15 protein-coding genes are annotated in these 21,699 nt (G+C 71.6%); 10 read left to right on the top strand and 5 right to left on the bottom strand.

The features are described from left to right. Positions 1-2 precede the first annotated feature (2 nt). Positions 3-2,519, top strand: a complete 2,517-nt coding sequence (hrpB, locus tag C1N81_RS33065; protein WP_394434977.1) for an ATP-dependent helicase HrpB — start codon at positions 3-5, stop codon at positions 2,517-2,519. Here hrpB and C1N81_RS33060 read toward each other — a convergent pair. From C1N81_RS33060 to C1N81_RS33050, 3 genes are all read right to left on the bottom strand, one after another. Further along, positions 2,509-3,501: a DUF3068 domain-containing protein gene (locus C1N81_RS33060; protein WP_394434976.1), complete on the bottom strand. Its 993-nt coding sequence runs from the start codon at positions 3,499-3,501 to the stop codon at positions 2,509-2,511. The two genes, hrpB and C1N81_RS33060, sit on opposite strands and share 11 nt — an antisense overlap. A 15-nt stretch (positions 3,502-3,516) precedes the next feature. Further along, complete coding sequence (locus C1N81_RS33055; RefSeq protein ID WP_394434975.1) at positions 3,517-3,651, bottom strand: SPW_0924 family protein; 135 nt, start codon at positions 3,649-3,651, stop codon at positions 3,517-3,519. A gap of 157 nt (positions 3,652-3,808) precedes the next feature. Further along, the gene (locus C1N81_RS33050; RefSeq protein ID WP_394434974.1) at positions 3,809-5,563 is read right to left on the bottom strand and encodes a lytic transglycosylase domain-containing protein; all 1,755 of its coding nucleotides are present in this window, start codon (positions 5,561-5,563) and stop codon (positions 3,809-3,811) included. A 215-nt stretch (positions 5,564-5,778) separates the two neighbouring features. Here C1N81_RS33050 and C1N81_RS33045 point away from each other — a divergent pair, with 215 nt between their 5' ends. After that, a complete protein-coding gene (locus C1N81_RS33045) occupies positions 5,779-6,585 on the top strand; it encodes a DUF4184 family protein (RefSeq protein ID WP_394434973.1) in 807 nt (268 codons plus the stop codon). A gap of 448 nt (positions 6,586-7,033) precedes the next feature. Here the strand turns inward: C1N81_RS33045 and polA are convergent, their stop codons facing one another. Then, a complete protein-coding gene (gene polA / locus C1N81_RS33040) occupies positions 7,034-9,703 on the bottom strand; it encodes a DNA polymerase I (protein ID WP_394438381.1) in 2,670 nt (889 codons plus the stop codon). Between the two features lie 255 nt (positions 9,704-9,958). Here polA and C1N81_RS33035 point away from each other — a divergent pair, with 255 nt between their 5' ends. Continuing rightward, positions 9,959-12,238, top strand: coding sequence for an FdhF/YdeP family oxidoreductase (locus tag C1N81_RS33035; protein ID WP_394434972.1), 2,280 nt, complete (start codon positions 9,959-9,961; stop codon positions 12,236-12,238). Positions 12,239-12,335: 97 nt separating this feature from the next. Continuing rightward, positions 12,336-12,845: a PaaI family thioesterase gene (locus tag C1N81_RS33030; RefSeq protein WP_394434971.1), complete on the top strand. Its 510-nt coding sequence runs from the start codon at positions 12,336-12,338 to the stop codon at positions 12,843-12,845. Here the strand turns inward: C1N81_RS33030 and C1N81_RS33025 are convergent. Next, positions 12,823-14,745 (bottom strand): Xaa-Pro dipeptidyl-peptidase, encoded by a 1,923-nt coding sequence (locus tag C1N81_RS33025; RefSeq protein WP_394434970.1) that lies wholly within the window; start codon positions 14,743-14,745, stop codon positions 12,823-12,825. The two genes, C1N81_RS33030 and C1N81_RS33025, sit on opposite strands and share 23 nt — an antisense overlap. Before the next feature lie 192 nt (positions 14,746-14,937). Here C1N81_RS33025 and C1N81_RS33020 point away from each other — a divergent pair, with 192 nt between their 5' ends. From C1N81_RS33020 to C1N81_RS32995, 6 genes are all read left to right on the top strand, one after another. After that, positions 14,938-15,594, top strand: a complete 657-nt coding sequence (locus tag C1N81_RS33020) for a hypothetical protein (protein WP_394434969.1) — start codon at positions 14,938-14,940, stop codon at positions 15,592-15,594. Between the two features lie 380 nt (positions 15,595-15,974). Beyond that, positions 15,975-17,216, top strand: coding sequence for a branched-chain amino acid ABC transporter substrate-binding protein (locus tag C1N81_RS33015; RefSeq protein ID WP_394434968.1), 1,242 nt, complete (start codon positions 15,975-15,977; stop codon positions 17,214-17,216). 115 nt (positions 17,217-17,331) lie between these two features. Beyond that, the gene (locus C1N81_RS33010) at positions 17,332-18,261 is read left to right on the top strand and encodes a branched-chain amino acid ABC transporter permease (RefSeq protein ID WP_394434967.1); all 930 of its coding nucleotides are present in this window, start codon (positions 17,332-17,334) and stop codon (positions 18,259-18,261) included. Between the two features lie 5 nt (positions 18,262-18,266). Next, a complete protein-coding gene (locus C1N81_RS33005; RefSeq protein ID WP_394434966.1) occupies positions 18,267-20,060 on the top strand; it encodes a branched-chain amino acid ABC transporter permease in 1,794 nt (597 codons plus the stop codon). A 5-nt stretch (positions 20,061-20,065) separates the two neighbouring features. After that, positions 20,066-20,971: an ABC transporter ATP-binding protein gene (locus C1N81_RS33000; protein ID WP_394434965.1), complete on the top strand. Its 906-nt coding sequence runs from the start codon at positions 20,066-20,068 to the stop codon at positions 20,969-20,971. Beyond that, positions 20,968-21,684, top strand: a complete 717-nt coding sequence (locus C1N81_RS32995) for an ABC transporter ATP-binding protein (protein ID WP_394434964.1) — start codon at positions 20,968-20,970, stop codon at positions 21,682-21,684. The genes C1N81_RS33000 and C1N81_RS32995 overlap by 4 nt, the downstream gene beginning before the upstream one ends. The last annotated feature ends 15 nt before the right edge of the window (positions 21,685-21,699 follow it).

Below are 21,699 nucleotides of genomic sequence, written 5' to 3'. Positions count from 1 at the left end.
GGGTGATCCGCGCCGACCTCCTCGACCAGCTGCCCGTACGGACCGCCCTGCCCGCCTTGCGCACCGCGCTCGACGCGGGCGGGGCGGCCGTCCTTGTCGCCCCGCCCGGCACCGGCAAGACGACGCTCGTGCCGCTGGTCCTTGCCGGGCTGCTCGACGCGGACGCGCCCCCGCGCCGGGTCGTCGTCGCAGAGCCGCGCCGGATCGCGGCGCGGGCGGCCGCGCGGCGGATGGCATGGCTGCTCGGCGAGAAGGCCGGGGAGCGGGTCGGTTTCACGGTGCGCGGCGAGCGCGTCGTCGGCCCGCGCACGCGCGTGGAGGTCGTCACCACGGGCGTGCTCCTGCAACGGCTCCAGCGCGACCAGGAGCTGGCCGGGGTCGACGCCGTCATGCTCGACGAGGTGCACGAGCGGCACCTGGACGCGGACACCGTCACGGCCTTCCTCTGCGACGTACGCGCGGCATTGCGGCCGGAACTGCAACTGGTGGCGGCCTCGGCGACGACCGACGCGGAAGGGTGGGCGGGGCTCCTCGGGGGCGCCCCGGTCGTCGAGGCGGCGGGCGTCTCGCACCCCGTGGACGTGGTCTGGGCGCCGCCCACGCGCGCGGTGCGGCCCCCGCACGGGATGCGGGTCAACCCGGCGCTCCTGACCCATGTGGCGGCGACGGTACGGCGGGCCCTCGCCGAGCGCTCCGGGGACGTCCTGTGCTTCCTGCCGGGCGTGGGCGAGATCGCGCGCGTCGCGGGCCAGTTGGGGTCGCCCGGGGACGTGGAGGTCCTCCAGGTCCACGGCCGCGCCCCGGCGGCGGTGCAGGACGCGGTGCTCGCGCCGGGGTCCCGGCGGCGCGTGGTCCTGGCCACGTCCGTCGCGGAGTCGTCCCTCACGGTGCCGGGGGTGCGGGTCGTGGTCGACTCGGGCCTGGCCCGCGAGCCCCGCGTGGACCACGCGCGCGGGCTGAGCGCGCTGACGACCGTACGGGCTTCGCGCGCGGCCGGGGCGCAGCGCGCCGGGCGGGCCGGGCGTGAGGCTCCGGGCACCGTGTACCGCTGCTGGGAGGAGGCGGAGGACGGGCGCCTCCCGCGCTTCCCCGCTCCGGAGATCAAGGTGGCGGACCTGACGGCGTTCGCGTTGCAGGCCGCCTGCTGGGGCGATCCGGACGCCTCGGGCCTCGCCCTGCTGGACGCGCCGCCCGCCGGAGCGATGGCGGCGGCCCGCACCGTCCTGGCGGCGATCGGCGCGGTGGAGCCGGGCCCCGGCCGGGTCACCGGGCGAGGCACCCGCCTCGCCCGCCTCGGCCTCCACCCGCGCCTCGGCCGGGCCCTGCTCGACGCGGCGCCGGAGGTGGGCACCAAGCGCGCGGCCGAGGTGGTCGCCCTGCTGAGCGAGGAGCCGCCGCGCGAGTACGGGGACGACCTGGCCGGGGCGCTGCGTGCGGCGCGGCGCGGGGGCGACGCGTACGGGGCGCGGTGGCGGCAGGAGGCGCGCAGGCTGTCCGAGCCGGCCCGCCGCCCCGAAGAGCGGCAGGAAGGCCGTGCCGGGGCCTCCGACGACCATGTCGCCGGGCTCGTCGCCGCCCTCGCCTTCCCCGAGCGGGTCGCCCGGCGGGACGGCGGCTCGTATCTGATGGTGTCCGGGACGCGGGCGGAGGCCGGGGACGGCTCGGCTCTGCGGCACGCGCAGTGGGTGGCCGTCGCGGTGGCCGACCGGCCGGTGGGAGCCGGGCACGCGCGCGTGCGGCTCGGGGCGGTCGTGGACGAGGAGGTCGCGCGGCGGGCGGCCGCGTCGCTGTACGCCGAGGGCGACGAGGTGGCCTGGGCCGGCGGGGAGTTGGTGGCCCGCCATGTGACCCGGCTCGGGGCCGTCGAGCTGACCGTGCGGCCGCTCAGCAAGGCCGCGCCCGGCCTCGTACGGGAGGCGCTGGTCGAGGGGTTGCGGCGGGAGGGGTTCGGGCTGCTGCGCTGGGACCGGGACGCCGAGGCGCTGCGCCAGCGGCTCGCCTTCGTGCGGCGGCAGGCCGGGGAGCCGTGGCCCGACGTGAGCGACGAAGGGCTCCACGCGCGCGTGGACGAGTGGCTGGAGCCCGAGCTGAGCGCGGCGGGGCGCCGGGCCGACCTGGGCCGGATCGACGCCGGGCAGGCGCTCAGGCGGCTGCTGCCCTGGGCGAGCGGCGACGCGGCACGCCTTGACGAACTGGCCCCGGAGCGGATCGAGGTGCCCAGCGGTTCGCGGATTCGGGTGGACTACGCCGACCCCGAGCAGCCTGTCCTCGCCGTCAAGCTGCAAGAGATGTTCGGGCTCGACGAGACGCCGCGCCTCGCCGGTGTGCCGGTGCTCGTGCACCTGCTCTCCCCCGCGGGGCGGCCCGCCGCCGTCACCGCGGACCTGGCCTCCTTCTGGCGGGACGGCTACCGCTCCGTCCGCGCGGACCTGCGCGGCCGCTACCCGAAGCACCCGTGGCCCGAGGACCCGGCCGCGGCGGAGCCGACCCGGTTCACGAACGCGCGGCTCAGGCGCTGACCGGCTCCGGCTCCCGCGCGCCCGCCCCCTCCGGCTCCCCTGGACGCCTGGAGCGGGCCTCCAGCCACAGGGCGAGCGCGAGCAGCAGCACCCCGAGGACGAGGAAGCCCCAGGGCAGGTAGGACGTGAGCAGGAGGATCAGGGTGCGCTGGGACGTGACCAGGTCGACCGTGGACCGGATGTAGTCCTCGCGCATCTTCACGTCGCCCGCGAACGCGGTGACCTTCTTGCCGTCGCCGAGCAGCGTCCCGCCGCGCATCTCCTCCTTGTGCCGCTCCTCGCCGTAGACGGGCGCGCCCGTCGTCGGATCGACCAGGAAGGTGCGGACCGTCGTGTACCACATCTGCGTACCGGTCTTGGCGAGCGAGTCCGACGTGATGCCCTCGACGGGGAGCTTCTTGGGGAAGGGGACCTTCGTCCAGGGGATGGTCTGTTCGAACCGGTAGATCTCGACGCCACGGAACGTCTCGGTGCCCTTGTAGTGGATGGGCCGGGTGATCCGGGCGCGCGCGTCGAAGTACTCGTAGTCCCGCTTCTCCGTCAGGAACGGCCACTTGAACTCGATGCCCTCGCGCCGGACCGGGTCGCCGTCGACGGATTCGCCGGTGGCGTGCACGGGCTCCTGGCTGTGCGCGTCGAAGATGTAGCGCTCGGGGATCTGGGAGACGAACTTGCCGTCGGGCCCGACGATGTGGCTGAGCCCGTCCCAGACGACGACGTCGCGCCCGGCGCTCTTCTCGATCTTCTCGGACTCCTCCACGTTCCCCTTGAGGGTCTGGACGACGGTGAGCTTCGGGACGGTCTCCGCGCGCATGGTGCCGTAGTTGACGAGGGTCGCGTTCTTCGCCTCCAGGACCATCGTCTGGTACTGGCTCGGCGGGACCTTCGCCAGGCGCGGGAACGCGTACCAGCGCATCAGTGGGGACAGCGCCGCGAAGAACACGGCGACGGCGAGCAGGATCAGGCTGGCCTTGCGGCGCATCTCGCGGCCCCCTCGCTACGGGTGGTCGGGGACGGTGGTCAGGAGCGGTTTCGGGGACGTCTCGCCCGGCGGGGCGCCGATCGCCGTGAGGGCGAGGACCAGGGCGACGGCGAGGGCGAGTCCGCTCGCCGCGGCGATGAGGGCGCGCATGTCCGACCTCCCTGCGGCCCATGGCCACGGGATCTGATGAGGCGTCAGGCCTCTGGGTCGGGGCACCGTAGCAACGGGCGGACGAGATGGAAACAGCTTCGACGCACGGCGAAGCCCTCCGGCCCCGGCGGGCTGGAGGGCTTCATGCGGTGGCCGCCTACGCGGACGGGCTCGGGCTCGGGGACTCGGCCGGGGCCTCGGTCACCTTCAGCTCGACGAGGAGCGTCGCGCCGCCCGTCGTCCCGATCCGCAGCAGGAACGTGCCGGTGGCGTCGTCCGCGTACAGCTTCGGGAGCGTGAGGAGGCCGTCCGCGTCGGTCTTCAGGCCCTTGAGGCTACGGATCTTGTTGCCGTCCGCGTCCTTGAAGTACGGGCCCTTCTCCGCCTCGGCCGGGTCGTCCTTCGCCTTGACGAGGGTGGCGGTGGCGGCGACGCCGTCGGCGACGGCGCCCTTGTACGTGGCCTTCAGCTGGACGGCGTCCGCGAACTCCTTGCCCGCGACACAGGTCAGCTCCTTGCCGGCGGTGCGGACCAGCGCGTCGGCGGCGCGCGCGGTGACGGTCGCCGTGTGGTCGAGGGCGGGCAGCGAGCGGCCCACGACGACGGCGCGGACCGTGAACTCGCCGGTCTTCTCGCCCGCGACCAGCTTGGGCGCGCTCGCCACGCCCGCGCTGTTCGTGACGGCGACGGCGCTGTCCTCGCCGCCCGCGAACCGCGCGTCCGTCTCACCGACGAGCGTGAAGCGCACGCGGACCTTGGCCACGCCCTTGCCCTTGGCGTCCTGCGGGCGCACCGCGACCTGCTCGGCGAAGGTGTCGCCCGCCATGGCGCTCAGCTCGCCGGTGCCCGCGTCGGTGATCTTGGTGACCGACTCGGTCGGGGTCGGGGTCGTGGGCGGCGTGGTCGGCGGCGTGGTCGGGGGTGTGGTGGGCGGCTCGGTCGGAGGCGTGGTCGGCGGCTTGGACGGGGTGCCGGTGCCACCGCCCGGGGACGGCGACGTGCTCGGCGAGTGGGAACCCGACGGCCTCGGCGTGGGCCGCGGCGTGGTCGGGGTGGGGGTCGGCGACGCGGACGCGCCGGCGCCCACGGGGGTCGTCGGCCGGACGCCGGAACCGTTCGGCACCTCGTGCGTGCCCTTGCGGTAGTACTCCAGCCAGGACAGGACGGTCGCGAGGTAGTCCGAGGAGTTGTTGTAGCTGAGGATCGCCGCGTTCAGGTGCGAGGCGTCGGACAGGTCGCGGCCGGCCCGGCACAGGTAGTGGCCGGCGGAGACGGCCGCGTCGTAGATGTTGTTCGGGTCGCGCCTGCCGTCGCCGTTGCCGTCACGGCCCGCCCACTCCCAGGTGGAGGGGATGAACTGCATGGGACCCACGGCGCGGTCGTGCTCCGTGTCGCCGTCGTAGGAGCCGCCGTCGGTGTCCGTGATGAGCGCGAAGCCCTGACCGTTCAGGGCCGGGCCGAGGATCGGCTTGATCGTCGTGCCGTTCGCGTCCACGTTGCCGCCGCCGGCCTGGTTCGACTCGACCTTGCCGATCGCGGCGAGCAGCTGCCACGGCAGGTTGCAGCCGGGCTTGCTCGTCGCCAGCTCGGCCTCCGCCTTCTTGTACGCGTCCAGGACGGTGGCGGGGATACCGGCCTCGATGTCGCCGGTGACGGCGCCCGGCCCCGCGGAGGCGGAGGGGTCGGCGGTCGGGCTGTCCAGCGGCGGCAGCTCCGTGTAGTAGTCGGGGCCCGTCGCCCCGTCGGGGGCCGGCTCGTCGGAACGGTCCGCCGCGGCATGGCCGCCGCCCGCGTCCGTCCGCGGGGCGGTCACGCCCGGGGCCTGCGACGCCGAGAGCGCCGCCACCGCCGCGGCGGCGACCGCTGCCGTCATCGCGCTCTTGCGCAGCCTCCTGCCGATAACCGCCGCCATGCGCCGAACCCTCCCGTATCGCCCGCCAACTTGTCCGTCAACGCCGCTCTTCCCACGCTCCCCAGCGCAGGGACCCCGCCGAACACTACGACAACTTCCGGCGCGCATACACCCGTTCGTGACCGTTATTCACCGATTGGCCATGTACGCGTTGTCATAGGCTCGCGACCTCCACGCTCGCACGTACTTACGCGTATTCGAACCCGGAGGACTTCGTGCCGTTCACCATCAGCCATGCCGCGGCGGTGCTGCCGTTCATGCGCCGGGACGGTTCCGGGCGGGGCCGGCTCGTGCCGTCGCTGCTCGTCGCCGGATCGTTCGCGCCGGACGTCACGTACTTCGCCGCGAGCGCCGTGCCCGGGGCGATGGAGTTCGGCGACGTCACGCACTCCTTCCCGGGCGTCCTCACGGTGGACGTCCTCATCGCGCTCGGGCTCGTCGGCCTGGAGCGGCTCATCCGGGAACCGGTCCTCGCGCTGCTGCCCCGGCGGGTACGCGGCCGGGTCGGGGCGCTGCTCCGGGGGCGGGCGGACGGGCCCCGGCGGGCCGGGTGGGCGTACCTCTCCGCGGTGCTCGGCGGGCTGACGCACGTCGTCTGGGACGCGTTCACCCATCCCGGGCGGTGGGGCTCCCGGGTCCTCCCCGTACTCGGCGAGAAAGTGGCCGGTTCACCGCTGTACTGGTGGGTGCAGTACGGGAGTTCCGCGGTCGCGCTCGGGGTGCTCGGGGTGTTTCTGTGGCGCGCGCTTCGGACTCCGCCGGGGCCGGTGGCGTTTGAGCCGGCCGGGGTTTCCGCGCGGCGGCGCTGGGTGGCGTTCTTGCTGATCGGGGGGTGTGTGTGCGGGTGCGCGGCGGTCCGCTTGGCGCGGTGGCTGTCGTACGTACGGGACGCCGGGCTCGCCTGGAAGCCCTGGGAGATCATCCCGACGCTGTGCTTCGGGGCGGGGGCCGGATTGGGGCTCGGGGTACTCCTGTACGCCCTGGCGACCCGGGTTCGCCGGGGGCGGGTGCCTGCGGCTTAGCGGGTGCGTTGTGGCTGGCCCGGGTGCGCCGTCCCGTCTGCCGGGGGCGGGCTCTCACCGGCGGGTGCGGGTGCGTCGTGGCTGGTCGCGCAGTTCCCCGCGCCCCTGGGGACGCGCACTTCGTGCGCTGTCCAGCCGAGGCCGTCGGTCGACCGCGGGAGCGTTGGGGCTGAGCGCGCCGTTCCCCGCGTCCCCGGGGACGCGCACTTCGTGCGCTGTCCAGCCGAGGCCGTCGGTCGACCGCGGGTGCGTCGTGGCTGAGCGCGCCGTTCCCCGCGCCCCTGGAGGGTTGCGGCTTTGCCGCGCCTTCAGGGGCGCTGCGGGTACCGGCGCACCCCGTGGGGTGCCGCACGCAGTGCGCACCCCAGGGGCGCGGGGAACTGCGCGACCAGCCACGACGCACCCGCACCCGGCGACGCGACCGCCCGATCCCCCGCCCCGCCGGAGGCTAATGCGCTGCGGACTCCCAGTCCCTCCCCAGCCCCACCGAAACATCCAGCGGCGCCCGGAGGGCAACCGCTCCGGCCATTTCGCGGCGGACCAGTTCCTCCGCCGCGGCCGCCTCCCCGGGCGCGATCTCGAGGACGATTTCGTCGTGGACCTGGAGCAGCATCCGGGAGGCGAGCCCCGCCTCGGTCAGCGCCCTGTCCACGTTCAGCATCGCGATCTTGACGATGTCCGCCGCCGTGCCCTGGATCGGCGCGTTCAGCGCCATCCGCTCGGCCATCTCCCGGCGCTGCCGGTTGTCCGAGTTGAGGTCGGGGAGGTAGCGGCGACGGCCCAGCATGGTCTCCGTGTAGCCCGTGGCCCGCGCCTCGTCCACCGCCCGCCGCAGATAGTCCCGTACGCCGCCGAACCGCTCGAAGTACGTGTCCATCAGGACCCGCGCCTCCCCCGGCTCGATGTTGAGCTGCCCGGAGAGGCCGAACGCCGACAGGCCGTAGGCGAGGCCGTACGACATCGCCTTGATCTTGCGGCGCATCTCCGCGTCGACCGCGTCCCGGCCCACGTTGAACACCTGTGAGGCGACCGTGGTGTGCAGGTCCTCGCCGGAGTTGAACGCTTCGAGGAGGCCCTCGTCCTCGGACAGGTGGGCCATGACGCGGAGTTCGATCTGGCTGTAGTCGGCCGTCATCAGCGACTCGTAGCCCTCGCCGACCACGAAGCCGCGCCGGATCGCCCGGCCCTCGTCGGTGCGGACGGGGATGTTCTGCAGGTTGGGGTCGGTGGAGGAGAGGCGGCCGGTCGCGGCGACCGTCTGGTTGAACGTGGTGTGGATGCGGCCGTCGGCGGCGATCGTCTTGATCAGGCCCTCGACGGTGACGCGGAGCTTGGCCTGCTCGCGGTGGCGCAGCATGATCACGGGGAGTTCGTGGTCGGTCTGCTGGGCGAGCCAGGCGAGGGCGTCCGCGTCCGTCGTGTAGCCGGTCTTGGTCTTCTTGGTCTTCGGCAGGTCCAGCTCGCCGAAGAAGACTTCCTGGAGCTGCTTGGGCGAGCCGAGGTTGAACTCGTGGCCGACCGAGGCGTGCGCCTCCTGCACCGCCTGCTGGACCGCGCCCGCGAACATCTGCTCCATGTCCTGGAGGTGCGGGCGGTCGGCGGCGATGCCGTAGCGCTCCATGCGGGCGAGGAGCGCGGAGGTGGGCAGTTCGATGTCGGTGAGCAGTTCGGCGGCGCCGACCTCCTTGAGGCGCGCGTCGAACGCCTCGCCGAGGTCGAGGATGGCGCGGGCCTGCACCATGAGCGCGTCGGCCTCGGCCTGCTCGTCCTCCTCGCTGCCGAAGGCGAGCTGTCCGTCGGGGGCGCCGGCGGGGGCCAGCTCGCGGCCCAGGTACTCCAGGGTGAGCGCGTCGAGCGCGAAGGAGCGGCGGCCCGGCTTGACCAGGTAGGCGGCGAGCGCGGTGTCCATCGTCACCCCGTTCACCGTCCAGCCGTGCTCGGTGAAGACGCGCATGACCGCCTTGGCGTTGTGCAGCACCTTGGGCTTGGCCTCGTCCGCGAGCCACGCCGCGAACGCCTTCTCGTCGGCCTCGTCGAGCAGCGACGGGTCGAACCATGCGGCCTCTCCCCCGGCGGCGGCGAGCGCGACCTCGGTGACCGAACCGGTGCCCAGCGACCACGTGTCGACGGAGGCCAGGCCCAGGGCGGCGCCGGCGTGCTCGGCCAGCCAGGGCGCGACCTCGCCGGTGGTGAGGACCGTCCCGTCGACGTCGACGCCGGGCTCGGCCGGGGCCTCCTCGGCCTCCGCGGCGCCCGGGTCGACGGCGAAGAGGCGCTCGCGCAGCGACGGGTTACGGATCTCCAGGGTGTCCAGGATCATCGCGATCGCCGTACGGTCGTACGCCGTGCGCTCCAGGTCGCCGACGGCCTTCGGCAGCTCGACGTCGCGCACCATCTCGGTGAGGCGGCGGTTGAGCTTGACGGCCTCCAGGTGCTCGCGGAGGTTCGCCCCCGCCTTGCCCTTGACCTCGTCGACGCGCTCGACCAGCTCGGCGAACGAACCGAACTGGTTGATCCACTTCGCGGCCGTCTTCTCCCCGACGCCGGGGATGCCCGGCAGGTTGTCCGACGGGTCGCCGCGCAGCGCGGCGAAGTCCGGGTACTGCGCCGGGGTCAGGCCGTACTTCTCGAAGACCTTCTCCGGCGTGAACCGCGTCAGCTCGGAGACGCCCTTGGTCGGGTACAGGACCGTGACGTGGTCGGAGACGAGCTGGAAGGAGTCCCGGTCGCCGGTGACGATGAGGACCTCGTACCCCTCCGCCTCGGCCTGGGTGGCGAGCGTGGCGATGACGTCGTCGGCCTCGAAGCCCTCGACGGCGAAGCGCGGCGTGTGCATCGCGTCGAGCAGCTCGCCGATCAGCTCGACCTGGCCCTTGAACTCGTCCGGGGTCTTCGACCGGTTCGCCTTGTACTCGGTGAACTCCTGCGAGCGCCACGTCTTGCGCGAGACGTCGAACGCCACCGCGAAGTGCGTGGGCGCCTCGTCGCGCACCGTGTTCGCCAGCATCGACGCGAATCCGTAGATCGCGTTCGTCGGCTGGCCCGTCGCCGTCGTGAAGTTCTCCGCGGGCAGCGCGAAGAACGCCCGGTAGGCCAGGGAGTGCCCGTCCATGAGCATCAGCCGGGGGCGCCCACCAGCACCTCCGGTCGCCTTCGTCGCCGTCGTCTTCGCCGTCTTCGCTGCTTTCTCTGCCACGTCCCCGATCCTGCCACGCCCCACTGACAGCCCGGCCCATCCCCGACCGGCCGGGGGCCCTGTCAGTCGTACGTGCGAGGATCGGAGACGCACTTCACAGCAGTGAGCAGACGCGCTCCACAGCAGCGGAAGCGCTGCGCCGCACGCTCGCAGGATCAGCTCGAAGGGGAGCCAGCCATGGCAAGCAAGCCGCCCGCCTCGGATCCGGTTCAGGACGCACCGCAGGTCGCGGCGCCGCAGCACCATGCCGCGGGGATCCCCGCCGTCCGGCAGTCCCTCAAGATCGCCCGCGAGCAGATGGGTGTGAAGCGCACCGCCCTGACGCTGCTGCGCGTCAATCAGAAGGACGGCTTCGACTGCCCCGGCTGCGCCTGGCCCGAGCCAGAGCACCGGCACACGGCCGAGTTCTGCGAGAACGGCGCGAAGGCGGTCGCCGAGGAGGCCACCCTGCGCCGGGTGACCCCCGAGTTCTTCGCCGCGCACCCGGTGGCCGATCTGGCGACGCGCTCGGGGTACTGGCTGGGCCAGCAGGGCCGCCTCACGCACCCCATGTTCCTGGCGGAGGGCTCGGACCGGTACGAGCCGGTGACGTGGGAGCGGGCCTTCGACATCATCGGCGACGAGCTGGCCGCGCTCTCCTCCCCCGACGAGGCGGTCTTCTACACCTCGGGCCGTACCAGCAACGAGGCGGCGTTCCTCTACCAGCTGTTCGCCCGCGAGTTCGGCACGAACAACCTGCCCGACTGCTCGAACATGTGCCACGAGTCGTCCGGCTCCGCGCTGACCGAGACGATCGGCATCGGCAAGGGCAGCGTCCTCCTGGAGGACCTCTACAAGGCGGACCTGATCATCGTCGCCGGGCAGAACCCGGGCACGAACCACCCGCGCATGCTCTCCGCCCTGGAGAAGGCGAAGGCGGGTGGCGCGCGGATCATCTCCGTGAACCCGCTGCCGGAGGCGGGCCTGGAGAAGTTCAAGAACCCGCAGACCCCGAAGGGCCTCACCAAGGGCGCCTCCCTCACCGACCTGTTCCTGCAGATCCGGCTCGGCGGCGACCAGGCGCTCTTCCGCCTCCTGAACAAGCTGATCCTGGAAACGGAGGGCGCCACCGACGACGCCTTCATCGCCGAGCACACGCACGGGTACGAGGAGTTCGTCCAAGCCGCCCGCGCCGCCGACTGGGACGAGACCCTCAAGGCGACGGGGCTGTCCCGCGCGGACATCGAGCGCACCCTGGAGCTGGTCCTCGCCTCCAAGCGCACCGTCGTCTGCTGGGCGATGGGCCTGACCCAGCACAAGCACTCCGTGCCGACCATCCGCGAAGTGGTCAACTTCCTGCTCCTTCGCGGCAACATCGGCCGCCCCGGCGCCGGTGTCTGCCCGGTCCGCGGCCACAGCAACGTGCAGGGCGACCGCACCATGGGCATCTTCGAGCGCCCCGCCCCCGCCTTCCTGGACGCCCTGGAGAAGGAGTTCGGCTTCGCGCCGCCGCGCGAGCACGGCTTCGACGTCGTCCGCGCCATCCGCGCCCTGCGCGACGGCCAGGCGAAGGTCTTCTTCGCCATGGGCGGCAATTTCGTCTCCGCCTCCCCCGACACCGAGGTCACCGAGGCGGCCATGCGCCGCGCCGCCCTCACCGTCCACGTCTCCACGAAGCTCAACCGCTCGCACGCCGTCACGGGCGCCCGCGCGCTGATCCTGCCCACCCTCGGCCGCACCGAGCGCGACACGCAGGACAGTGGCGAGCAGTTCGTCACCGTCGAGGACTCCATGGGCATGGTGCACGCCTCTCGCGGCCGCCTGGAGCCCGCCAGCCGCCACCTGCTCTCCGAGCCGGCCATCGTCGCCCGCCTCGCCCGCCGCGTCCTGGGCGGCACGTCCCTCATCCCGTGGGAGGAGTTCGAGAAGGACTACGCCACGATCCGCGACCGCATCGCCCGCGTCATCCCGGGCTTCGAGGACTTCAACGCGCGCGTGGCCGACCCGGCCGGCTTCGCGCTGCCGCACGCCCCGCGCGACGAGCGCCGCTTCCCCACCGCCACCGGCAAGGCCAACTTCACGGCCGCGCCCGTCGAGTACCCGCACCTGCCCGAGGGCCGCCTCCTCCTGCAGACCCTGCGCTCGCACGACCAGTACAACACCACGATCTACGGCCTGGACGACCGCTACCGGGGCATCAAGAACGGCCGCCGGGTCGTCCTCGTCAACACCGAGGACGCCAAGGACCTCGACCTGGCCGACGGCGCCTACGTCGACCTCGTCAGCGAGTGGAGCGACGGTGTGGAGCGCCGGGCCCCCGGCTTCCGCGTCGTGCACTACCCGACGGCGCGCGGCTGCGCGGCCGCGTACTACCCGGAGACCAACGTCCTGGTGCCGCTCGACGCGACCGCGGACACCAGCAACACCCCCGCCAGCAAGTCCGTCGTCGTGCGCCTGGAACAATCCAGCACCGACTGAGCGTTTGCTCAGCCAGCCGTGCGGCAGCGGCCGCACGGCAGCAGCGCACGGCTGCACGGACACAGGAACGCAGGCACGACGGACGGAGCCGGGCCCCATGGGCGAGCAGAACCACGTGAAGTTCCCGCAAGAGGTCATCGACGAGTACGCGACGCTCGGCGTCGATCTTCCCGCCCTGTTCTCCGCCGGGCACCTCGGCACCCGGATGGGCGTCGAGATCAGGGAAGCGGCCGCGGACCGCGTCGTCGGCACGATGCCCGTCGAGGGCAACACCCAGCCCTACGGGCTGCTGCACGGCGGCGCCTCCGCCGTCCTCGCCGAGACCCTCGGCTCGGTCGGCTCCATGCTGCACGGCGGCGCCGGCAAGATCGCCGTCGGCGTCGACCTGAACTGCACGCACCACCGCGGCGCCCGCTCGGGCCTCGTCACCGGCGTCGCCACCCCCGTCCACCGCGGCCGCACGACCGCCACGTACGAGATCGTCATCACCGACGAGCAGGACAAGCGGGTCTGCACGGCCCGCCTGACCTGCCTCCTCAAGGACGCCCCCACAGCCCCCACGGCACCCTCCGCGCCCTCCGCGCCTACGGCGCCACCGGCAGCCTGAGCACGCCGTCCCCGGCGCGCACCGTCATCCGCGTGCCCGCCGGGTACCGCAGCGTGTAGTCGTGGTCCGTCGAGATCAGGACGACGCCCAGCCGGTGCCCGGCCGCGAAGACGTACTCCTCGGGCTGCATGTCCCAGCGCAGCCGGTACGCACGCCCCTCCACGACCTTGCTCTGACGGGCCGCGGAGTGCCGGTTGCGGACATCGAGCCAGCCCCGCGTCACGATCTTGAAGTCGGCGGTCTCCGTCGCGTGCCTCGTCCGGTACGCACAGCCCGTCTCACCCGGCAGACCCGGCACGCCTTCGCCGTAGCAGATTTGCTGCGACGCGTCGGTGACCGTGCCGGACGTCGCCCGCGTGGCACGCCCGTAGTCGACGAGCAGCGCGGTCACGTACGGCGACGTACCGGAGAGTGACGACCGGATGTCGATCTCGGGCACGCCGTTGAGCCGCAGATCGCGCTCCAGCGGTCCGGTCGTATACGCGAGCCGGTTCGGGTTCCTCGTGTCGGGCGCGGTGACGAGCCGCTCGGCGGGGACGGTCCGGCCCGCGTCGGTCAGGCTCTGTACCTGCCGCGGCCCCGCCCCGCGCCCGAGCGTCCCGTCGGCGCGCAGCCGCAGCGTCAGATCACGCGTCCCGGGCGCCGGCCAGTCCGCCTGCTCGCGCCAGCTGAAATCGGCCTGTTCGACGTCGACCCGGGGCTCGTCGAGCACACCGTTGCGGATGCCGTAGAGCCAGAAGTCGAACCAGTGGTGGACCTGGTCGAGCCACTCCTCCATGCGCAGCGGCATCGGATTGGCGTGCCCCGCCTGGTGCAGCCACAGCTTGCGCGGCACATGGTTCCTCTTCAGCGCCTCCCACAACTGCCCGGCGTTCTTCGTCTTCACGTTCCAGTCGTTCAGGCCGTGGACGACGAAGACGCCCGCCTTGATCCGGCGCACGTCCTTGAGGTAGTCGCGCTCCTGCCAGTACGGCGACCAGTCACCCGTCACCCGGTCCTGATCGCGCTCCAGGGCGTCGAGGACCGGCTTGCAGATCTCCTGGTCGGCGCGCGAGTACACGTAGCGGGCGAGCACGTCGGTGTCCTCGCCCTGGAAGGTGCCGGGAGCGACGACGCCGCCGTTCGCCCGGTAGTAGTCGTACCAGGACGAGATCCCGGAGATCGGCACGATCGCCTTGAGCCCCTTGACGCCCGTCGCGGCCACGGCGGTCGGCAGCGTGCCGTTGTAGGAGATGCCCATCATGGCCGAGTTCCCGGTCGACCAGCCGGCGCGCACCGGATTCCCGTCGGGGTCCCAGCCCTTCGCCCGGCCGCCCAGCCAGTCGATCGCGGCCTTCGCGCCGAGCGTCTCGTTGCGACCGCCGGACGTGGGACAGCCGGTGGAGCCGCCCGTACCGAGACTGTCGACCTGCGCCACGGCATAGCCGCGGGGCAGGAAGTAGTTGTCGTAGTAGCCGGAGTACGCGACCGCCGGACCCGTCAACCCGGGCCGCCGCGCGCCCAGTTGCGGTGGCGGCCCGGCCACCGGCGGCCCGGCGACCGGCAGCCCGTCCTCGTCGAGGTCGACCCCATGGTTCGGCACGTCATTGCCGCCCGCCCAGTACGGACTCGCCTCCACGATCGTGGCCACCTTCAGCCCGGCCGTCTCCGTCTCCCTCGGCCGCAGAATCCGCATCCGTACGGTGTCGCGCTGGCCGTCACCGTCACTGTCGGCCTCCGTCTGGACGTCGACCTGCTGCAACACGGCATCCGCCCGGGAGAAGACGGGTCGCGTCTCACCCCCGGCGATCGACAACTCAGCCCGCCGCGCGGGCTGTTCGACGGCGTACGCGGACGGCGCCGCCAGCACCGCAGCCAGCACGCACACCACGAACGGACCGCGCGGACGACGTGCTCTCATACCGGTGGATCTCACCATCGTGCCTCCAAGGGCGCGAGAAGGGAGTGCACTCGCGGGACGCGCGTATCCCACCGCGCCTCGCCCCGACGCGCGTATTCCACCGCGCCTCACCCCGTCCCGCCAGAGGGCATCGGCGCGGGCACGGTGCGCGCACGGCCTTGTAGCGGGCGGCGGCCGGACTTACCTTCAGGCATGACCGGCATCGGCCCCGTCGAGCCCTGCGAACCGACCGGCAGCCACGCACCGCCCGGAGCCCGGCCCCGGCTCGACACCCTCGCGACCCCCCGCTCCGAGACCCCCCGCCTCGCCGAGCGCTGGGCCGCCGTGCCCGCCCCGCGCCGGCGCGGCGCCCTAGCCCTCGCCCTGGTCACCGTCGCCACCCCGGCGCTCCTCCTGCTGCGGCCGGCGCCCGCGACGCCCGCGCCCCCGCCCTGGCCCTCCCAGGTGACCGCGCTGCGCTACGAGGGGCCGGGACCCGAACCGGGCCGCTTCCGGTTCGTCGTCCACGTCAGCGGCGCCCACCCGGTCACCGTCCACCGGCTCGCCACCGGACCGGCCCGTCTGACGGCGGACAGCGCCCCCACGCTCCCCGTGACCGTCGAACCGGGCAGCCCCTGGCACCTCACCGCCCGCCTCACCCCGCACCACTGCGCGTCCCTGCCGCACGGTTTCAACGAGCCCTACATCGAACTGACCCTGAGCAACCGGCGCGCCCGGCAACGCCACGCCTTCCTCTTCGGCGAGGCCTACCGCCGCGACCTGTGGCAGTGGATCCGCGCCGCCTGCCATCCGGCACCGACGCCCCGGACGATCACGCGCGGAAGTAACACTCAGTTACCACCGCCGTAACGTGCCCATGCACTCCGCGCGCGCCCGCCCATTACACCGCCGGGACCCCGAGGACAAGCCCTTGGACGCCACCGAATGCTCAGGAAGTAAGGACCAAGATCACCTCAAGTCCCTTAGCGGAACTGGGCGTTCTCACATTGCGAACATCCGAGTGCGCTATGCATACGCCCCAATCGCCCCCACTGCACCCACCCGGAGCCACCCCGGCATAACAAGAGCGTCACATCCTCTCCCGCACTACTCCCCACTCTGCGACCTGCGCTTATAGTCACGGCCAGTCACCGCGCCGCCGGGCGCGTCCATTGCACGGCCCCTGTACCACCAGTACGGCCCGGCGAGACACACGGTCCCCGACCACGGGGATCGCGCCAGGGAGAGGAATGATCGTGCGACACCGTTCTCTGCTCATACTCACCACCGTGCTCACCACCGGAGCACTGACGCTCACCGCCTGCGGATCACGCGACGACGACAAAGGGTCGAGCAGCGACAAGAAGACCACCGTCGTCATCGGCGTCGACGCCCCGCTGACCGGCGCCAACTCCGCGACCGGCCTCGGCATCCAGTACGGCGTCCAGATCGCCGTCGACGACGCCAACAAGAAGAACACCGTTCCCGGTGTCACCTTCAAGGTCAAGGCGCTCGACGACAAGGCCGTACCCGCCACCGGCCAGCAGAACGCCACGGCGCTCGTCGCCGACAAGGACGTGCTCGGAGTCGTCGGCCCCCTCAACTCCGGTGTGGCCACCTCCATGCAGCAGGTCTTCGCCACGGCCAACCTGGTCGAGATCTCCCCCTCCAACACCGCGCCCGAACTGACCCAGGGCAAGAACTGGCAGACCGCGAAGAAGCGCACGTACAAGACGTACTTCCGCACCGCCACCACCGACGCCCTCCAGGGCGGCTTCGCGGCGGACTACGCCTACAACACGCTGAAGAAGAAGAAGGTCTACGTCGTCGACGACAAGCAGACCTACGGCGCGGGCCTCGCCAAGCTGTTCACCGCGGGCTTCAAGAAGGCGGGCGGCCAGGTCGTCGGCACCGACCACGTCACCACCATCTCCAGCGGCGGCAGCAGCGACTTCGGCACCCTCGTCACCAAGATCAAGAACTCCGGCGCCGACCTGCTCTACTACGGCGGCCAGTACGACGAGTCCCAGGTCCTCACCAAGCAGCTCAAGGACGCCGGCGCCAAGATCCCGCTCTTCGGCGGCGACGGCATGTTCACCCCGACCTACATCAAGACCGCCGGCAAGACCGCCGAGGGCGACCTCGCCACCTCCGTCGGCGTCCCCGTCACCACCCTCCCCGCCGCCAAGGAGTTCATCTCCACCTACAAGGCGAAGAAGTACCCCGGTGACTACGGCACCTACGGCGGCTACTCCTACGACGCCGCCACCGCCATCATCAAGGCCGTCGGCGAGGTCGTGAAGGACGGCAAGGTCCCCTCCGACGCCCGCGCCAAGGTCGTCGAAGGCGTCCAGAACAGCAAGTTCGACGGCATCGCGGGCCCCGTCGCCTTCGACCAGTACGGCGACACCACGAACAAGCAGCTCACCGTGTACCAGGTCAGCAACGGCGAGTGGAAGGCCGTCAAGAGCGGCACCTTCAACGCCGGCTGAACCGACCGCACCGCACGCACCACCCCCGGGGCCGCGCGGCCAATGACGACCGTCATCACCGCGCGGCCCCAACTCATCTCCCTGCCCCAGACTTCCCACCCATGGAGGCCACGCGGTGAACACGCTGCCGCAGCAGCTGGCCAACGGGCTGTTCCTCGGCTCGATGTACGGGCTGATCGCCATCGGCTACACGATGGTGTACGGCATCGTCCAGCTCATCAACTTCGCCCACGGCGAGATCTTCATGACCGGCGGCTTCGGCGCGCTCACGGTCTACCTCGTACTCCCCGACGGCATATCCATGTGGATAGCCCTCCCGGCCATGCTCATCGGCGGCGCCCTCGTCGCCACCCTCATCGCCGTCGGAGCGGAACGCTTCGCCTACCGGCCACTACGCGGCGCACCACGCCTCGCACCCCTGATCACCGCGATCGGACTCTCCCTCGCCATCCAGCAGCTCGTCTTCAACCTCTACCCCGACGCCAAGGCCGCCCGCGTCTTCCCGCAACTCCCCTTCGGGCCCTACCACCTCGGCTCCATCCGCATCCAGAGCGGCGACATCTTCCTGATCATCGCCGCCCCGCTGTGCATGGCGATCCTCGCCGTCTTCGTCCGCCTCTCCCGCACCGGCCGCGCCATGCAGGCCACCGCCCAGGACCCGGACACCGCCCAGCTCATGGGCATCGACACCAACCGCATCATCGTCATCGCCTTCGCCATCGGCGGTGTCTTCGCCGCCGTCGCCGGCGTCGCCTACGGCGTCAAATACGGCTCCGTCCAGTACGACATGGGCTTCGCCGCCGGACTCAAAGCCTTCACCGCCGCCGTCCTCGGCGGCATCGGCAACATCTACGGAGCCATGCTCGGCGGCGTCGTCCTCGGCCTCACCGAAGCCATGGCCACCGCCTACATCTCCGACATCCCCGGCATGCAGCAACTCGGCGGCCAGGGCTGGGCCTCCGTCTGGGCGTTCGTCCTCCTCATCCTCGTCCTGCTGCTACGACCACAAGGTCTACTCGGCGAACGCGTCGCGGACAGGGCGTGACCACCATGACCACACCCCAGACCACACCCCGCAAGACCGACGCCGCCACCGGCCTCGTGCACCTGCCCGAAGGCGCCGCCCGCATCCTCGTCGCCGCCGGCGCGATCGGCACCATCGCCAGCACCTTCATGTCCTGGACCTGGACCGACGAATTCCCCGGCGACCTCACCGTCTACGGCTACCCCGCGGGCCTCCAGGTCGTCGCCCTCGTCTCCGGCATCATCACCCTCCTCTTCGCCCTGCGCCTGTGGGACGTCCGAGGAGTGCGCTGGCTCAACCCCGCCGGCGCCACCTCACCCCTCCTGCTCTCCGCGGTCGCCGGATTCACCGTCTGCTGGTTCTCGGCCATCGCCATCACCGTCGACCTCGGCGGCCTCGCCAACCTCGACCCCGGCGCCTACGTCGCCGCGGTCGCCTCGGCACTCCCCGTCCTCGGCGCCCTCGCCCTGCCCCACCCCGGGCACACCCTCAAGGACTACCTCACCAAACCCGACCAGCCCGCCCCCACCCGCGAACTCGCGCCCTGGGCCCAGCGCCTGGTCATCACCGCCGGCATCACCCTCGGCCTCATCGCCTTCACCTACGGCATCGGCATCCCCGACGAGGACAGCGAAACCTTCATCGGCTTCTCCCTGCTCATCCTCTTCACCGCCTGGGCCCTCGTCCACGCCGGACAGCTCGACCGCTTCTCCGCCCTCGCCGCCCGCCACAAGGGCTTCGCCGCCGGCATGGCCTTCCTCGCCGCCGCGATCTTCCCCTTCACCCAGAGCGACGACCACAACGCCAACCTCGGCGTCAACATCCTGATCTTCGCCACCGTCGCCCTCGGCCTCAACATCGTCGTCGGCCTCACCGGCCTCCTCGACCTCGGATACGTCGCCTTCCTCGGCGTCGGCGCCTACGCCGCCGCCCTCGTCTCCGGCTCCGAGTTCTCCCGCTTCTCCGGCGTCCAGTTCCCCTTCTGGGCCGCCGCCCTCACCGGCATGGCCGCCTCGCTCGTCTTCGGCGTCCTCATCGGCGCACCCACCCTGCGGCTGCGCGGCGACTACCTCGCCATCGTCACCCTCGGCTTCGGAGAGATCTTCCGCATCGCCGTCAACAACATGGACGGCTCCTCAGGACCCGACATCACCAACGGCCCCGACGGCATCCCCTCCATCCCCGACCTGGAAATCTTCGGGTTCAACCTCGGCGCGAGCCACGACGTCGCCGGATTCACCCTCGGCCGCTTCGCCAACTACTTCTTCCTGATGCTCATCATCACGGCCATCGTGGTCCTCGTCTTCACCCGCGCCGCCGACTCCCGCATCGGCCGCTCCTGGATCGCCATCCGCGAGGACGAGACCGCCGCCACCGCCATGGGCATCGACGGCTTCCGCGTCAAACTCATCGCCTTCGCCCTCGGCGCCACCCTCGCGGGCCTCGCCGGCACGGTCAGCGCGCACGTCACCTACAGCGTCGTGCCCAGCCCCTACCAGTTCGCCGGCGCCGCACCGCCCAACTCCGCGTTCCTCCTCGCCGCCGTCGTCCTCGGCGGCATGGGCACCGTCAGCGGACCCCTCCTCGGCGCGAGCTTCCTCTACCTCATCCCCGAGAAGCTCAACTTCCTCAAGGAGTACCAGCTCCTCGCCTTCGGCATCGCACTCGTCCTCCTCATGCGCTTCCGCCCCGAAGGCATCATCGCCAACCGCCGCCGCCAGCTGGAGTTCCACGAAACAGGCCAACTCGACATCCCGGAGCAACAGAGCCTGCCCGACAGCACCACCGGCGCCGCCAAGGCGACCAAGGCAGGGGCGTGACCACCATGACGACACCGACCACGGCACAGACCACCACCCAGACCGTCCTCGAAGCCAGCAACGTCACCATGCGCTTCGGCGGACTCACCGCCGTCCGCTCCGTCGACCTCACCGTCAACCAAGGCGAGATCGTCGGACTCATCGGACCCAACGGCGCCGGCAAGACCACCTTCTTCAACTGCCTCACCGGCCTCTACATCCCCACCGAGGGCAAGGTCTCCTACAAGGGCAACGTCCTGCCGCCCAAGCCCCACCTCGTCACCAAAGCCGGCATGGCCCGCACCTTCCAGAACATCCGGCTCTTCGCCAACATGACCGTCCTGGAAAACGTCCTCGTCGGCCGCCACACCCGTACGAAAGAGGGCCTCTGGTCCGCTCTTCTCCGCGGCCCCGGCTTCAAGAAGGCCGAAGCGGCGTCCGAGGAACGGGCCATGGAGCTCCTGGAGTTCATCGGCCTGGACCACAAACGCGACCACCTGGCCCGCTCCCTCCCCTACGGAGAACAGCGCAAGCTCGAAATCGCGCGCGCCATGGCCAGCGAACCCGGCCTGCTCCTCCTCGACGAGCCCACCGCCGGCATGAACCCGCAGGAGACCCGCGCCACCGAAGAACTCGTCTTCGCGATCCGCGACAAGGGCATCGCCGTCCTCGTCATCGAGCACGACATGCGCTTCATCTTCAACCTCTGCGACCGCGTCGCCGTCCTCGTCCAGGGCGAAAAACTCGTCGAAGGCACCAGCGAGGTCGTCCAGGCCGACGAACGCGTCATCGCCGCCTACCTCGGCACCCCCTTCGAAGGCGCCCCCGAGGACACCGCGCTCCAGGACGTCCAGGCAGCGGAGGCGCACGCCGCGGAAGGCGGCTCTTCGGGCGCTTCGTCGGACGGCTCTTCGGAAGGAACGAACAAGTGACCGCCCTGCTGGAGGTCGAGGACCTCAAGGTCGCCTACGGCAAGATCGAAGCCGTCAAGGGCATCTCCTTCACCGTCGAGGAGGGCCAGGTCGTCACCCTCATCGGCACCAACGGTGCGGGGAAGACCACGACCCTGCGAACGTTGTCAGGTCTCCTGAAGCCGTTGAGCGGGAAGATCACCTTCAACGGCCAGCCCCTCACCGGCATCCCGGCCCACAAGATCGTCGCCATGGGCCTCGCCCACTCCCCCGAAGGCCGGCGCATCTTCCCGCGCCTGTCCATCATGGAGAACCTGCAACTCGGCGCATTCCTCCGGAAAGACCCGGCCGGCATAGAAAAGGACCTGCAACGGGCTTACGAACTCTTCCCCATCCTCGGCGAACGCCGAAAGCAGGCGGCCGGAACCCTCTCCGGCGGCGAACAGCAGATGCTCGCCATGGGCCGCGCCCTCATGTCCCAGCCCAAACTGCTCATGCTGGACGAGCCCTCCATGGGCCTCTCCCCCATCATGATGCAGAAGATCATGTCGACGATCGTCGAGCTGAAATCGCAGGGCACGACAATCCTCCTCGTCGAACAGAACGCCCAGGCGGCGCTCTCCCTGGCCGACCAGGGGCACGTCATGGAGGTCGGCTCCATCGTCCTGTCGGGGACGGGGCAGGACCTGCTGGTGGACGAGTCGGTGCGGAAGGCGTACCTCGGCGAGGACTGACCCGGTTCTTGTGCC

This window comes from Streptomyces sp. SGAir0957 (assembly GCF_043523415.1).
The sequence above is the reverse complement of the archived record's forward strand: the minus strand, read 5'-3'. Positions and strand labels throughout refer to the sequence as shown.